The organism is Micrococcus sp. APC 4021, from assembly GCF_030407635.1.
Taxonomy (GTDB): Bacteria; Actinomycetota; Actinomycetes; order Actinomycetales; family Micrococcaceae; genus Micrococcus; species Micrococcus luteus.
Genome location: NZ_JASDCZ010000060.1, coordinates 1 through 13,532 on the forward strand (window position 1 = coordinate 1; position 13,532 = coordinate 13,532).

13 protein-coding genes are annotated in these 13,532 nt (G+C 74.2%); 5 read left to right on the forward strand and 8 right to left on the reverse strand.

Annotated elements, in window-relative coordinates; genetic code table 11:
• Positions 1–92 precede the first annotated feature (92 nt).
• Positions 93–1,538, forward strand: a complete 1,446-nt coding sequence (locus QL983_RS06855; protein ID WP_069941685.1) for an MFS transporter — start codon at positions 93–95, stop codon at positions 1,536–1,538.
• Positions 1,531–1,986: an alternative ribosome rescue aminoacyl-tRNA hydrolase ArfB gene (gene arfB / locus QL983_RS06860; RefSeq protein ID WP_069941686.1), complete on the forward strand. Its 456-nt coding sequence runs from the start codon at positions 1,531–1,533 to the stop codon at positions 1,984–1,986. Before QL983_RS06855 ends, arfB begins: the two co-directional genes overlap by 8 nt.
• 27 nt (positions 1,987–2,013) lie before the next feature.
• Here the strand turns inward: arfB and QL983_RS06865 are convergent, their stop codons facing one another.
• Complete coding sequence (locus QL983_RS06865) at positions 2,014–3,021, reverse strand: cation diffusion facilitator family transporter (RefSeq protein WP_069941687.1); 1,008 nt, start codon at positions 3,019–3,021, stop codon at positions 2,014–2,016.
• A gap of 143 nt (positions 3,022–3,164) precedes the next feature.
• Between QL983_RS06865 and QL983_RS06870 the strand changes: the two genes are divergently transcribed.
• Complete coding sequence (locus QL983_RS06870; RefSeq protein ID WP_290151993.1) at positions 3,165–4,295, forward strand: saccharopine dehydrogenase NADP-binding domain-containing protein; 1,131 nt, start codon at positions 3,165–3,167, stop codon at positions 4,293–4,295.
• A 28-nt stretch (positions 4,296–4,323) separates the two neighbouring features.
• Here QL983_RS06870 and QL983_RS06875 read toward each other — a convergent pair whose 3' ends face one another.
• From QL983_RS06875 to QL983_RS06885, 3 genes are all read right to left on the reverse strand, one after another.
• Positions 4,324–5,976: an AarF/UbiB family protein gene (locus QL983_RS06875; protein ID WP_230277995.1), complete on the reverse strand. Its 1,653-nt coding sequence runs from the start codon at positions 5,974–5,976 to the stop codon at positions 4,324–4,326.
• Between the two features lie 10 nt (positions 5,977–5,986).
• Positions 5,987–7,342 (reverse strand): DUF4921 family protein, encoded by a 1,356-nt coding sequence (locus tag QL983_RS06880; RefSeq protein ID WP_207476317.1) that lies wholly within the window; start codon positions 7,340–7,342, stop codon positions 5,987–5,989.
• Positions 7,343–7,412: 70 nt separating this feature from the next.
• Positions 7,413–8,423, reverse strand: a complete 1,011-nt coding sequence (locus QL983_RS06885; protein WP_044659979.1) for an NADP-dependent oxidoreductase — start codon at positions 8,421–8,423, stop codon at positions 7,413–7,415.
• Positions 8,424–8,610: 187 nt separating this feature from the next.
• Between QL983_RS06885 and QL983_RS06890 the strand changes: the two genes are divergently transcribed.
• Positions 8,611–10,125 carry an acetyl-CoA hydrolase/transferase family protein gene (locus QL983_RS06890; protein ID WP_020626302.1) on the forward strand — a complete coding sequence of 505 codons (1,515 nt, stop codon included), beginning with the start codon at positions 8,611–8,613 and terminating at the stop codon, positions 10,123–10,125.
• A 126-nt stretch (positions 10,126–10,251) separates the two neighbouring features.
• Here the strand turns inward: QL983_RS06890 and QL983_RS06895 are convergent, their stop codons facing one another.
• Together QL983_RS06895 and QL983_RS06900 are read right to left on the reverse strand one after the other, a co-directional pair.
• Positions 10,252–10,677, reverse strand: coding sequence for a membrane protein (locus tag QL983_RS06895; protein WP_020626303.1), 426 nt, complete (start codon positions 10,675–10,677; stop codon positions 10,252–10,254).
• The gene (locus tag QL983_RS06900; protein WP_017487949.1) at positions 10,677–11,096 is read right to left on the reverse strand and encodes an organic hydroperoxide resistance protein; all 420 of its coding nucleotides are present in this window, start codon (positions 11,094–11,096) and stop codon (positions 10,677–10,679) included. Before QL983_RS06900 ends, QL983_RS06895 begins: the two co-directional genes overlap by 1 nt.
• 111 nt (positions 11,097–11,207) lie before the next feature.
• On the opposite strand from QL983_RS06900, the gene QL983_RS06905 reads away from it, so the two are divergent.
• Entirely contained in the window at positions 11,208–11,699 is a 492-nt protein-coding gene (locus tag QL983_RS06905) for a MarR family transcriptional regulator (RefSeq protein WP_049145888.1), read from the forward strand.
• Positions 11,700–11,730: 31 nt separating this feature from the next.
• Here QL983_RS06905 and QL983_RS06910 read toward each other — a convergent pair whose 3' ends face one another.
• Both QL983_RS06910 and QL983_RS06915 read right to left on the reverse strand, forming a co-directional pair.
• On the reverse strand, positions 11,731–12,537 hold the full coding sequence (locus tag QL983_RS06910) for an alpha/beta fold hydrolase (RefSeq protein ID WP_230277994.1): 807 nt from the start codon (positions 12,535–12,537) through the stop codon (positions 11,731–11,733).
• 26 nt (positions 12,538–12,563) lie between these two features.
• Positions 12,564–13,532, reverse strand: a 969-nt coding sequence (locus QL983_RS06915; protein ID WP_290152000.1) for an NADP-dependent oxidoreductase, incomplete at its 5' end; no start/stop codon positions are given.

Sequence of the window (13,532 nt, forward strand, 5' to 3'; positions counted from 1 at the left end):
ATCAAGATCCGACCGCCCCGCCAGCACCATCATCAGTCGCTCTCGCGGCTTGACGAAAACCATAGAGGCACCCCCCCCGAGAAGGAGACCGCATGCCCGTCGCCCCGCGTCCGTCCGACGGCGCCGCGTCCTCGGTCTTCACCCCGCACCAGCAGCGCATCCTCGCGGTGCTCCTCATCCCGATCTTCATGTCCCTGCTGGCCGTGTCCAGCATCAACGTGGCCCTGCCCGCGTTGCAACGGGGCCTGGACGCCAGCGACGCGGAGCTGCAGTGGGCCATCTCCGGCTACACCCTCGTGTTCGGCATGGTGCTCGTGCCGGCGGGCCGGGCGGGTGACCTCTTCGGCCGCCGCCGGCTGTTCATGGTGGGCCTCGGCGTGTTCGCGCTCGGTGCGCTCCTGTCCGGCCTGGCGCCCACGGGCGTCCTGCTCGTGCTCGCGCGCCTGGTCATGGGCGTGGGCGCGGGCCTGCTCAATCCGCAGGTCACGGGCTTCATCCAGGGCGAGTTCTCCGGTGCCTCCCGCGCCCGGGCGTTCGGGGCGCTCGGCGCCGTCGTCGGGGTGTCCGTGGCGGTGGGGCCGCTGCTCAGCGGCGGGCTCATCGCGTGGCTCGGCGGCGACCTCGGCTGGCGCGCGACCTTTCTGGTGAACGTGCCCATCGCCCTCGGCGCCCTGATCGTGGCCCGCCAGTGGCTGCCGCGCACCGTCCCCGAGCGGGCGCGGCGTCCGGACCTGGACCCGGTCGGCGTCGTCCTGCTGGCCGGCGCCCTCGTGGCCGTCATGCTCCCGTTCCTGGACCGGGGGCTCGAGCCGTGGCGGTTCGTGCTCGTGCCCGTCGGCATCGGCCTGGCCGCCCTCTGGACGCGGTGGGAGGCCCGCTACGCACGACGGGGCCGCGCCCCGATGGTGGACCTGCGCCTGTTCCAGACCCGCAGCTTCGCGTGCGGCGCCCTGCTGATCGCCATCTACTTCACCGGCTCGACCAGCATGTTCGTGGTGATCGCCATGTTCATGCAGAACGGGCTGGGCTACCCGGCGCTGCACGCCGCACTCATCGGCCTTCCCTCGGCGGTCATGTCGAGCGTGATGTCCACCGTGGCCGGGCGCGTGGTGCTGCGCACGGGCCGGAAGATCGTCGTCCTCGGCATCGCGCTGGCGCTGCTCGCCGTCGTGGGCTCCATCGGGGTGGCGTGGGCCAACCGGGAGTTCGGCCTGAGCCCGTGGTGGCTGCTGCTCACCCTCGCCATCTTGGGTGCCGGGCAGGGGCTGGTGGTCTCCCCCAACCAGACCCTCAGCCTGGCCGAGGTCCCGCCGCGGCACTCCGGCACGGCCGGCGGCGTCCTGCAGACCGGCCAGCGCGTCGGCACGGCCGTCGGCACCGCCGTGATCGTGGGGGTGTTCCTGGGCGTCGCCTCCAGTGCCGACTGGGACGGGGCGTTCATGGCCGCCTTCACCCTGGTGGCGGGGTGCATGGCGCTCGCGCTCCTCGTCGCACTCGCGGACCTGCGCGGACCACGGACGGCGGCCCCCCGTGGCTGAGCCCCGCCCCGGCGACGTGCGCGTCACCCCCGGCCCCGGCGCACCCCGCGGGCTGATCATCCCCGCGGGCGAACTCGTCGAACGCTTCTCCCACGCCTCCGGCCCGGGCGGTCAGGGCGTGAACACGGCGGACTCGCGGGTCCAGCTCAGCCTGGACCTGGCGGCCACCTCCGCCCTCGACGACGTCCAGCGCGCCCGCGTCCTCGCGCGGCTGGCGCCCCGGCTGGCCGGGACGGTCCTCACCGTCAGCGTGGCGGAGCACCGGGCCCAGTGGCGCAACCGGGTGGCCGCCCGCGAGCGGCTCGCGGCGCTGCTGCGCGAGGCCCTGGCCCCGCCGACGCCGCGGCGGGCCACGACGCCGACGCGCGGCTCCCGGCGGCGCCGCCTGGAGGCCAAACGCCGTCGCTCCGAGATGAAGCGCACGCGCCGCCGCCCCGGCCTCGACTGAGGCCGCTCGCCCGCCGGCCGCGCGGGCTCAGACGCGGGTGTTCTGCGATTCCGGGGCCAGGGGCGCGTGGGCGGGGTTGGACAGGGAGAGCACGACGGCGGCCACGCGCGGGTGTTCGAGGAGGGCGTCCTCCACGCGCTGGAGCAGGACCGCGGCCTCGCTCTCCCGCTCGTCCCCGGCCAGGTCCACGGCCCCGACGACGAAGAGCTTCTCCGGGCCGACGTACTCGAGGTGCAGGTAGCTCACGGAGAGCACCTCGGGCCGCTCCAGCAGCCAGCGCAGCACCCGGTTCCGGACCAGCGGGTCGGCGACCTCGCCGACGAGGAACGCCATGTTCCGCGAGAGCAGGAAGATCGCGACGACGCCCAGCAGCACGCCCACCAGGATCGAGCCGGCGGCGTCCCACCGGGGGTCCCCGGTGAGCTGGTGCAGGGCGAGGGCCGCCGCCGCGATGACCAGACCGATCAGGGCCGAGGCGTCCTCCACCCACACGGCGCGCAGCGTGGGGTCCGAGGTCTGGCGCAGGAACGTGGCATCGCTGATGTGCCGCTGCTCCGCGTCGCGGCGGACGCGCCGGTGCGCGTTCAGGAACGAGGCGCCCTCGAGCACGAACGCGACGGCGAGCACGATGTACGCGATCGTGTACTCCGCCTCCTCCTCGGGGGCAGACCAGGCCGTGATCCCGTGCCAGACCGAGACCGCCGAGCCCACCGCGAACAGGCCGAAGGCCGCGACCATCGACCACACGTAGGCCGCCCGCCCGTAGCCCAGCGGGTGCCGCGCGTCGGGGGCTCGGCCGGCCCGACGCTCCGCCAGCAGCAGGAAGACCTCATTGCCGGCATCGGCCCAGGAGTGCGCGGCCTCGGCCACCATCGCGGCTGAGCCGGTGACCGCGCCCACGATCGACTTCACGACGGCGATCACCGCGTTCACGCCGAGCGCGATCAGGACCGTCAGCAGGCTCTCGCCGCCGGTCTCGGCGGCGGGCGAGGCGGAGTGAGCGGGCGGGGCGACAGCGGGCGGAGTGCGGGTCATCCCCCGAGTCTGCGCCTGCAGGCGGGCCCCGGACCAGGCTCGCCGTGTCCGGATCCGCCGGTCCAGGAGCGCGAGATGGGGTCCACGCGGATCGGCGCCGCCGAGCCCGTGAGGTCTCCACGTGCGCGACCTAGCGTGGGGCCATGACGGATTCTCCCCTGCACCTCGACCACGCCGACGCCCCCCGCATCATCGTGCTCGGCGCGACGGGCTACGCCGGATCCCTCGTCGTGGACGCCCTCGTGGCCCAGGGTGCACGGCCCGTGCTGGCGGGCCGGAACCGGGACTCGCTCCAGCACGCGGCGAAGCGGCACGACGGGCTGGAGGTCGCCGTCGCCGACGCCGGGGACCCCGCCTCGCTGAGGGCCCTGGTCACGGAGGGCGATGTGCTGGTCTCCACGGTCGGCCCCTTCGAACGCTACGGCCGACCGGTCGCCCGCGCCGCCGCGGAGCGGGGCGCGCACTACGTGGACTCGACCGGTGAGGTCGGCTTCGTGAAGGACCTCAAGGCGGGCCTGGACCCCACCGCCCGACGCACGGGCGCCACCCTGCTGCCCGCCCTCGGCTTCGACTACGCGCCGGGCATGCTCGCGGGCGGGCTCGCGCTGGCGGAGGCCGATGGACGCGCACGGTCCCTGCAGATCGGCTACTTCGCCGACGGCGAGCTGGACCCCCGCGTCGACCTCAGCCACGGGACGCGCCAGACGATGGTGGGCGCCCTCACCGAGCGGACGATCACGTGGCGCGGCGGGCGGCTGGCGACCACGGGCCCGGCCAGCCGGTCGGCCGTCTTCCGGGTCGACGGGCAGGACCGCCGCGGCGTGCTGTTCGGCGGCACGGAGTCCCTGTTCCTGCCGCGGATGCAGCCCGGCCTGGACGAGGTCGAGGTCTTCAACGGCTGGTTCCCGGCCCGGCCCACGCAGATCGGCGCCGCCGCCCTCGGCGCGGTGGGGTGGCTCCCCGGCGTCGCCCGCGGCGTGCAGGCCCTGCTGCGGCCCCTGGCCGGGGGCCCGGGTGGCCCCGACGCCGCGGACCGGGCCCGCACGGGCTCCCGGGTCGGGGCGATCGCGCGCGACGCGGCCGGCCGCGTCGTGGCGGACGTCCACCTGCGCGGCCCCAACGCCTACACGTTGACCGGGGACCTCATGGCCTGGGGCGCCCGGCAGCTCGCCGCAGGCCGGGCCCGCGAGGCCGGCGTCGTCAGCCCGATCCAGGCGTTCGGCCTCGACGACTTCGAGACGGCCTGCACCGCGGCCGGTCTGGTGCGGGCATGATCCCGACGACGGAACGCGCCCGCGGCCCTCAGCGGGGACGGCGGCGGGGGCGGCTGATCCAGGCCAGATAGGCGCTGCCGCCGGTCAGGGCGGCGCCGCCGGCGGCCACCACCGGCCCGGCGAAGCGGCCCAGCCGGTCCTTGTACGCCACGAGCACGTTCGTGCCGCCGGTGATCATCGCGGCCACCACCATGGCGGCCACCACCCGGTCGCCCGTCCGCTCGAGGCGCGTCACGAGCGGCTCGAGCTCGCTCGCGCGGACGGTGACGTCGACCCCGCCGTCGTCGATGCGTTCCATCACCTTGCGGGCGTACTCCGGCAGGTCGATGCCGAGCTCGGCCGCCGCGATCGTGGCCCGGCCGATCCGGCCCGCCACCCGCCGGGGGTCGAGGTGCTCCCCCACGAGGCGCAGGGCGAAGGGGTCGAGCACGCGGGTGTAGTCGAAGCCGGGGTGCAGGCGGCGGCCGATGCCGTCCACGATGATCAGCATCCGCAGCAGCTGCACGAGCTCGGGCGGCAGGGACAGCCGGTGACGCCGCACGAGGGCGAAGATCTCCGAGACCAGCTGCGCCACGCGGATGTCCTCGAGCTCGCGCCCCTCGAGGCGGCCGATGATCCGGGCCACCTCCAGCCGGAGCCGACGGCGGTCCACCGGGCCGCGCGGCGGGGCGATGTCCAGCAGGGCCCGCACCAGCCCGTCGGTGTCCTGCCGGGCCAGCGCCATGGCCAGGCCCGCGAACCGGCGCCGGAGGGACGGGGAGATCCGCCCGACGGAGCCGAAGTCGATGAACCCGACGGTCCCGTCCGGCTCGATGAACAGGTTGCCCGGGTGCGGGTCCGCATGGAACACGCCGTGCTCGAACACCATGGCCAGCAGCACCTCGGCGGCCCGGTACGCCAGCTCCTCCCGGTCGATGCCGGCGGCGTCGAGTCCGGCCAGGTCGTCCACGCGCAGCCCGGAGAGCTCCTGCATGGTCAGCACGCGCGAGGTGGTCAGGTCCCACTCGATCCACGGGAACCGCACGCCCGGGGTGTCCCGGAAGCCGGCGGCGATCTCCTCGCAGGCCCGCGCCTCCACCACGTAGTCGAGCTCGGCGCGCAGCGAGCGGTCGAACTCGTCCACCATGGCCGGCACGTCCAGGTCGGCGAAGGTCCGTGAGGCCCGCGACCACGTGGCCGCCAGCGTCCGCAGGATCTCCAGGTCCGCCTGGACCTGCTCCACCACACCGGGCTTGCGGACCTTCACGACGACGGCGCGCCCGTCGTGCAGGCGCGCGCGGTGGGCCTGACCGATGGAGGCGGTGGCCAGGGGCGCCCGGTCGAACCAGGCGAACAGGGTGTCGACGTCGGCGCCGAGGTCCTCCTCGACCGTCCGGGCGACGGCCTCGAAGGGCACCGCCGTCGTGCTGTCCGTGAGGCGGGCGAACGCCGCGCAGTAGGCCTCGGGGAACAGGTCCGGGCGCGCCGAGATCAGCTGCCCGAGCTTCACGAAGGTGACGCCCAGCTCCTCGAACGTGCGCACGAACAGCTCGGGGCGGGCCTCGGCGTCGATGCCCAGGTGCGGCTCCCCCTCCTCGAGGGGCAGCCACCGGGAGAGCCCGGCCTGCACGGCCGTGGCCCTGAGGCCGTTGCGGGCCATGACGTGGGCGATCTCGCGGTAGCGCTGCAGGTGGAGGGCCATGACGCCCACGCTACCGACCGCGCGGAGGGGTGAGCCTCGCCGCTCCGTCGGCGTACCGCAGGGCGCCCGGCCGGATCCGCGCGTCGGCCCCGATCCGCACCCCGTCCGCGAGCGCGCCCGCCGCCCGCAGCTCCCGCAGCCGCGCCAGCACCCGGTCCCGCACGTCCCACGGGCTGAGCGTGTTGACGTTGATCTTGGTGGCGCCCTCGAAGCCGGCGAGGGTGGAGACGCGCCACTTGAGCATCACGCGCCAGGGCATCGGGGACGCGACGCCGGGCGGGCGGGTGTGCCATTCCTCGTTGGAGGGGACGTCGGGCCCGGTGGCCGCGTGGGCGGCGTGCAGCAGGTCGGACACGGCGCGCAGCTCGGCCGCGGACTGCCGCCACGGCTGCCCCACCGGGCTCGTGGAGTAGACCTCGACCGTCGGGTACCGGTGGCCGAAGCCGGCGAACATCACGGCGTGCTCGTTGGCGGCGATCACGAGGTCGTGCGCCACGGCCACGTCCAGCGCGGCGTGGTTGAACACCTGCGGGTCCTCGCGCAGCCGGTCCAGGGCGGCGGCGTTCTGCGCGCCGACCTCGTCGATGGCCACGAGCTGCTTGTGCAGGTGGTCGAAGGAGGCGCCGGCGGGCTTGAGCCAGTTCTGGAACACGGAGACGTACCGCACGGCGGGCGTGGTCGCGTAGAGGTCCCGCATCGCGTCGGCGGTCAGGGCCAGGAACGCGTGGTGCTCGTCCGGGGTCAGGGTGCCCGAGGAGGCCAGCTGGTGGTCGTCCACGGCCCCGTCGACGAAGTGCCGCCGAGCGATCACGACGTCGTGCGTGCCGCCGAAGAATGCGGCCGACGCCGCGATCAGCTCCGCCTCGGACATCGCCGCCGCCTCCTCCGCAGAGCGGCCGGAGGCGCGCAGCTTCGCGGCGACGACGGCGCGCACGTGGGCGCGGCCGGCCTCGGTGGCCAGGTACTCGTCACGGCGGCGGCGCGCGTCCGGGGGGAGTTCGTAGCCGTGGTTGAGACGCCAGTAGTCGTAGCTGAGGATCTCGAAGAGGTTGGGGACCCGGCGGAAGGCCGGGGTCGTCTCCCCGAGCCGCTCCACGGCCGGGTGCCGCAGGATCTGCCAGGCCGGGGCGCCGTCGTCGGCCCTCGTGGAGACGATGCGTGACTTCTCCGGCGGCGTCTCCAGCAGGCGGTGCTCGCAGAAGGCGCAGTGCCGGCCGTGCTGGGCGGGGTCGAGCGGCTGCGGGGCGGGACGGACGAGGCCGAGCGGGCGGTGGCCGCGGCCGGGCACGGTCCAGACCTCGGTGCCGGTGAAGGGGTTGCGCTGCTTGACGGTGCCGTCCGGCAGTCGGGTGAGAGGCTCGCTCACAGACGGGTGCACGAGGCCAGGATACGAGGCGGTGCCGGCCCGGGCAGACCGGCGCCGACGCGCCCACCGGTTAGAACTCGAGCAGCACCTTGCCCTTGGCGTGGTGGGATTCGAGACGCTCGAACGCCTGCTCCCAGTCGGCCAGGGGGTAGCGGCTGTCCACGGTCACGGCCAGCTCGCCGGCGTCCACGAGCCGGACGAGCTCGGCCAGGCCCGCCCCGTCCGGATGCATGAGGAAGAACTCGTAGGTCACCCCGGCCTTCTTCGCGGCCCGGCGCACCTTCGCACTGGCCACCCGGGAGACGACGGCGGCCAGCGGCCGACGCGACGGGCGCGCGGTCTCACGAAGGCTGCCGGGGCTCGGCGGGCCCGCGATGGTCACCAGCCGGCCGCCGGGCTCGATCGAGCCGAGCAGCTCGGCCATCTGATCACCGCCGATGAGGTCGAACACCTTGTCGAAGCGTTCGCCCCCCTCTGCGACGGTGCGGGCGCGATAGTCGATCACCGCGTCGGCGCCGGCCTCGCGGACGTACGGCTCACCCGCCGCGGAGGCGGTCACGGTCACGTGCGCGCCGCGCAGGTGTGCCAAGCGCGTGGCGATCAGCCCGACGCCGCCGGCGGCCCCGGTGATCAGCAACCGCTCCCCGGGCTGCAGGTCCAGGTGCTCCGGGCCGAGTGCCTGCTGGGCGGTCAGGCCGGCGAGCGGCAGGCCGGCCGCGTCCGTCAGGGGCATGCGGGCGGGCGCGGCGGCCACCCAGTCCGCGCGCACCGCGGCCAGCTCGGCGAACGCCCCGTGGCCGGAGGGGTCCACGCGGGTGATCACCGCGTCACCCGGGGCGAACGCGGTCACCCCGGCGCCCACGGCCTCGACGATGCCGCTGAGCTCGTTGCCGGCGACCGTGGGGAAGTCGTCGGGGGCGATGGCCTTGAAGTCGCCTTCGCGATGCATCGCGTCGACGGGGTTGAGGCCGACCGCGCGGGTGCGGATCAGCACCTCGCCGGCGCCGGCCGTGGGGGCGGGGACGTCGGTGAGGGCCATGGCCTCACGGCCACCGTAGGACTGGAGGACGAGTGCTCGCATGACGCCGAGCCTAGGCGCGTCGACCCGGAGTGCCGAGCCCTGTTCGCCGTCGTCGATCACGCAGGTCGGGCTCGGCGACCTCCGGCGTGATCATCCCCACGGCCACCCGTGACGCGGGTACGCTGATCGCTGTTCCACGTCACAGCGCTCTCGCTCGACTCGTCTCACCCGCACGGAGGCCTCACCCATGTCGTCCCGCATCCACCACCCCGGCCTCCGGTCGAAGGTGATGTCCGCCGCGGAGGCGGCGGCGTTCATCCAGCACGGCACCACCGTGGGCATGAGCGGGTTCACGGGGTCCGGCTACCCGAAGGCCGTGCCGATGGCGCTGGCCGAGCGGGCCAAGGAGCTGCACGCGCGCGGCGAGGAGTTCCGCATCAACCTCCACACGGGGGCGTCCACCTCCGCGGAGATGGACGGTGCGCTGGCCGAGGCGGACGCCGTCGCGCTGCGCACCCCGTTCCAGTCGGACCCGACGATGCGCGCCAAGATCAACGCGGGCGCGATCGAGTACATCGACACGCACCTGTCCCACCTGGCGCAGACCGTGTGGAACGGCTTCTACGGGCCCATGACCACCGCGGTGATCGAGGTGTCCGGGATCCGCGAGGACGGCCGTCTCGTCCCCAGCTCCTCCGTGGGCAACAACAAGTCCTGGATCGACCTGGCGGATCAGGTGATCCTCGAGGTCAACTCATGGCAGAGCGAGGACCTCGAGGGCCTGCATGACGTCTACTACGGCACCGCGCTGCCCCCGCACCGCACGCCGATCATGCTCACCCACCCCGCGGACCGCATCGGTGAGATGTACCTGCGGTGCGATCCGGCCAAGGTGGTGGCCGTCGTCGAGACCCACGCCCCGGACCGCAACTCCCCCTTCAAGCCCGCCGACGCGGACTCGATCGCGATCGCCCAGCACCTCGTGGAGTTCTTCGAGCACGAGGTGGCCCAGGGCCGGTACGACGAGCGGCTGCTGCCGCTGCAGTCGGGCGTGGGCAACATCGCGAACGCGGTGATGTCCGAGCTGGTGAAGTCCCGGTTCACGGGCCTGTCCGCGTTCACCGAGGTGGTGCAGGACGGCATGCTCGACGCCCTGGACTCCGGCACGCTGGCGACCGCGTCCGCGACCGCGTTCTCCCTGTCCACCGAGGCCGCCGAACGGTTCAACGACAACGCCGCGAAGTATCGGGACAAGCTGATCCTGCGCACCCAGGAGATCTCTAACCACCCCGAGCTCGTGCGCCGCCTCGGCATCCTCGCCATGAACGGCATGCTCGAGGCCGACCTGTACGGCAACGTGAACTCCACGCACCTGATGGGCACGAAGATGATGAACGGCCTCGGCGGCTCCGGCGACTTCGCCCGCAACGCGTTCACCTCGTTCTTCCTCACCCCGTCCACGGCCAAGGGCGGGGACATCTCCTGCATCGTGCCGATGGTCTCGCACGTGGACCACACCGAGCACGACGTGCACGTGGTGGTCACCGAGCAGGGGCTGGCCGACCTGCGCGGCCTCTCCCCCAAGCAGCGCGCCCGCACGATCATCGACACGTGCGCGCACCCGGACTACAGGGAGCAGCTGCGGGACTACTTCGACCGCGCGATGCGTGAGTCGGACGGCCTGCACACCCCGCACCTGTTGGGCGAGGCCCTGTCCTGGCACCAGCGCTTCCTCGAGACCGGGACGATGCGTCAAGGCTGACGGCCCGCCGGGCCGGACACCTGCAGTACACCTGCGGAACGGGCCGCGCCTCGCGGCGGGATGACGTGAGACCGGCTCCGGGCACGTGCCCGGAGCCGGCCCCGGGCCGCAGGACCGGCGACGGCGTCAGCGGCGCCCGCCCTGCTCCCGCTCGGGGATTCCCGCGGCCCACAGGGCGGCCGCGATGAGGGCGGGCTGGCCGAACAGCCGCGCCAGGCGGCGGCCATCGGTGTCCAGCCCGAAGCCGTCCTTGCGCTCGGCGTACTGCCCGATGTTCCCGGGGTAGATCGCGGTGTAGAAGGCCGCCAGGGCGGTGCCGGTCAGGCGGCGCTGCCCGGGGAGCGCCAGCAGAGCGGCCCCGAGGCCGATCTCGGCCACGCCGGATCCGAGCACCACGAGGTCCGCCGGGAGCGGGACCCACGAGGGCACCTGGGCACGGAACTCACGGCGTGCCACGGTGAGGTGGGACAGCCCCGCGGCGGTCATGAACCCGCCGAGGCCGAGGCGGGCGGCGGTCTGGGAGAGGGGGACGGGCTGTCGGCGCTTCGTCATCACGCCTCCCCGAGCTCGAGGACGACGTCGATGTTGCCCCGGGTGGCGTTCGAATAGGGGCACACCTGATGCGCCTGCTCCATGAGGGCGCGGGCCTGGTCCGCGGGGACATGGGGCAGCACGACCTCGAGGGTGACCTCCAGGCCGAAGCCCTCACCCTGGCGGCCGATGCCCACGCGCGCGCCGACGGAGGAGTCGGTGATGTCGGCACGGGAGGCGCGGGCGACCATCTGCAGGGCCGAGTGGAAGCACGCGGCGTAGCCGGCGGCGAACAGCTGCTCGGGGTTGGTGCCCTGGCCGGAGCCGCCCATCTCGGTGGGCACGGCGAGGTCGAGGTCAACCCGCCCGTCGGTGGTGCGGACATGGCCGTCGCGGCCGGCGCCGGTGCTGAGCGCCTCGGCGGTGTAGATGGTCTCCATGGGAGGTCCTTTCATCCGCCCGCCCCGTGCGGGACGAGTCGGATCCAGCCTGCCACCCGGCTAGGTCGCGCGCAACCAAGTCGCGCCCCAGCGACCACTAGAATCGCTTCCATGGATGCCGCGCCGACCCCCAGCCTCGCCCTCGAGGACCAGCTCTGCTTCGCCCTGCACCGGGCGGCGCGCGCCGTCACGCGCGGCTACGGCCCCCTGCTGTCCCGCCTCGGCCTCACCTACCCGCAGTACCTCGTGATGCTCACCCTGTGGCAGGCGGAGAGTGATGCCTCGGCTGAGACGGAGGCGTCGACGTCGGACGCCGCCGGCGCGCTGGGGGTCGGCGCGCTGCGGGACCGGCTCGGCATGGACAACGGGACGATCACACCCCTGGTGCGGCGCCTGGCCGGCATGGGGCTCGTCACGCGGGAGCGCGACGTCCACGACGAGCGACGCGTGCTAGTCCGGCTGACGGACGAGGGGCGAGCGCTGCGGGCGTCCGCCCGGACGGTCCCGGTGGACGCCCTCACCCGGATCCCCCTCGACACCACCGAGCGCCAGGTCCTCATGGACCTGCTGAACCGGATCACCGAGGCCGCCGGGCCGCGCTGAGACGGCGGGAGCGGCCCGCGCGGAGCGCGGGTCAGCGCACCCGGTCCAGGATCGCCCGAGCGACGGCATCCGCCTCACGCTCGGGCAGCCAGTGGTCCGCGTCGAGCTTCACGAACCGGTACTCCCCCGCCACCTGCCCGGCCGTGAGCTCGGCGGCCCGCGGCCCCAGGGCCGCGTCCCGGGTGCCCCACACGTACGTGGTGGGGACCGTCACGGGCGCGCTGCGCGTGGTGGTCACCAGATCCGGGTTCGCCCGATACCAGTTCACCGGGCCGCGCAGGCTCTGCGGGGTGGAGAACCGGCGGGCGTAGTGCTCCGCCCCGGGGACCTGCCCCCGCTGCAGCAGGGAGCCCAGCCGTCGCGCGAGGATCCGTTCGGGGAGGGCCGGTACCTGGAAGGCGGCGATGTACCAGCTGCGGCGCAGCTGGTCCGGGCCGCGCAGGGCGCGGGCCAGGGCGGCCGGGTGCGGCGTGGACAGGACGGTCAGGGACGCGACGCGCTCGGGGTGGGCGGTGGCCAGCGCCCAGGCGACGGCGCCGCCCCAGTCATGGCCGACGACGTGGACGCGCCGTGCCCCCGCCGCGTCCGCCAGCGCGACGGCGTCCCCCACGAGCGCCGGGAGGCGGTAGGCCGCCGTCGCCCGCGGCGCGGCCCCCGGGGAGTAGCCGCGCTGGTCCGGCGCGAGGGTGCGCAGCCCCGCGGCGTGCAGCAGCGGCTCGACGTGCCTCCAGGACGTGGCGTCCTGCGGGAAGCCGTGCAGCAGCAGGACCACCTCCCCCTCGGCCGGCCCGCCGTCGCGGACGTCGAAGGTCAGGCCCTGATGCCGGAAGGTGTCCATGCCGCCCCCGAGTGCGCCGTCGCTCGTCACAGCCGGACGACCATCTTCCCCGTGTTGGCGCCCTCGAGCAGGTCGATGAACGCCTGGGGCGCGTTCTCCAGACCCTCCCGGACGGTCTCGTCCCACTGGATCTTCCCGTCGGCGACCCACGGGCCCACGCGCTCGAGGAACTCGGGACGGACCTGCGCCGCGTACTTCTGCAGGACGAAGCCGCGCAGGGTCAGCCGCTTGCCGATCGCCAGGGCGAGGTTGCGCGGGGCCGCCGGCGGCTCCGTCGAGTTGTACTGGGCGATCGCACCGCACATCGCCACGCGGCCGTCGACCCGCAGCGCGGCGATGGCGGCCTCGAGGTGGTCGCCGCCCACGTTGTCGAAGTAGACGTCGATCCCCTCCGGCGCGGCCTCGGCCAGCAGGTCCGTGGGCGAGCCGTCGTGGTAGTCGAACGCGGCGTCGAAGCCCAGCTCCTTCACCCACGCCACCTTCTCGGGCGTGCCGGCCGAGCCGACGACGCGCGAGGCGCCCAGGAGGCGGGCGATCTGGCCGGCGACCGAGCCGACGGCCCCCGCGGCGCCCGAGATGAAGACGGCGTCGCCCTCCTGCATCTCGGCCACGTGCACGAGGCCGGTGTAGGCGGTCAGACCCGTCATGCCCAGCACGCCCAGGTAGGTGCTGTCCGAGAACTGGGAGGTGTCCACGGCCTGGACGGTGTCGCCGTCGAGGACGGCGTGCTCGCGCCAGCCGAGGCCGTGGAGCACGGACGTGCCCTCCGGCACGTCCGCGTGGCGCGAAGCGATCACGGTGCCCACCGCGCCGCCGTCGAGGGGGGCGTCGAGCTGGAACGGAGGCACATAGGACTCGACGTCGTTCATGCGGCCGCGCATGTACGGGTCCACGGACATCACGGTGTTGCGCACGAGGACCTGGCCCTCGGCGAGCTCGGGGAGCTCGACCTCCGTGAGACGGAAGTTCTCCGGCGTCGGGGCGCCGTGGGGGCG

Coding starts and splice junctions, on each gene's coding strand:
- QL983_RS06855 (WP_069941685.1), top strand. CDS start 93: ATGCCCGTCGCCCCGCGTCCGTCCGACGGCGCCGCGTCCTCGGTCTTC.
- QL983_RS06865 (WP_069941687.1), bottom strand. CDS start 3,021: ATGACCCGCACTCCGCCCGCTGTCGCCCCGCCCGCTCACTCCGCCTCG.
- QL983_RS06870 (WP_290151993.1), top strand. CDS start 3,165: ATGACGGATTCTCCCCTGCACCTCGACCACGCCGACGCCCCCCGCATC.
- QL983_RS06875 (WP_230277995.1), bottom strand. CDS start 5,976: ATGGCCCTCCACCTGCAGCGCTACCGCGAGATCGCCCACGTCATGGCC.
- QL983_RS06885 (WP_044659979.1), bottom strand. CDS start 8,423: ATGCGAGCACTCGTCCTCCAGTCCTACGGTGGCCGTGAGGCCATGGCC.
- QL983_RS06890 (WP_020626302.1), top strand. CDS start 8,611: ATGTCGTCCCGCATCCACCACCCCGGCCTCCGGTCGAAGGTGATGTCC.
- QL983_RS06895 (WP_020626303.1), bottom strand. CDS start 10,677: ATGACGAAGCGCCGACAGCCCGTCCCCCTCTCCCAGACCGCCGCCCGC.
- QL983_RS06900 (WP_017487949.1), bottom strand. CDS start 11,096: ATGGAGACCATCTACACCGCCGAGGCGCTCAGCACCGGCGCCGGCCGC.
- QL983_RS06905 (WP_049145888.1), top strand. CDS start 11,208: ATGGATGCCGCGCCGACCCCCAGCCTCGCCCTCGAGGACCAGCTCTGC.
- QL983_RS06910 (WP_230277994.1), bottom strand. CDS start 12,537: ATGGACACCTTCCGGCATCAGGGCCTGACCTTCGACGTCCGCGACGGC.